Annotated in this window: 1 pseudogene; it reads right to left on the bottom strand. The window is 74.4% G+C overall.

Features of this window, described 5'->3' with window-relative positions:
- Positions 1-395, bottom strand: a pseudogene (locus G3I71_RS49500) (phosphoketolase); the annotation flags it as partial.

Raw genomic sequence — 395 nt, forward strand, 5'->3', positions numbered from 1 at the left:
CGGGCTCGCGCCCAGGCGGCGCTCGCCCTCCGGTACGCAGGCCAGTACGGTCGGCGCCGGCCGGCCCTCGGCGCCGAAGAGCTCCTCCGGTCGGTAGGAGCGCATCCAGCTCTCCAGTTGCTTCAGGTGTTCGGGGTTCTCGCGGACCCCTGCGAGCGGCACTTGGTGCGCGCGCCAGGTGCCCTCGACGGGTTGGCCGTCGACGGTCTCGGGGCCGGTCCAGCCCTTGGGGGTCCGAAGGACGATCATCGGCCAGCGTGCGCGCTCGGCGCCCGGCTCCGTGCCCGCGGCGCGCGCCTCCTGCTGGATGGCGTGAATGCGGTCGAGGGCCTGGTCCATGGCTCGGGCCATGGCCGGGTGGACGAGGGCCGGGTCACTGCCGGAGACGTAGAGGG

This window comes from Streptomyces sp. SID12501, from assembly GCF_010550245.1.
Lineage (GTDB): Bacteria > Actinomycetota > Actinomycetes > Streptomycetales > Streptomycetaceae > Streptomyces.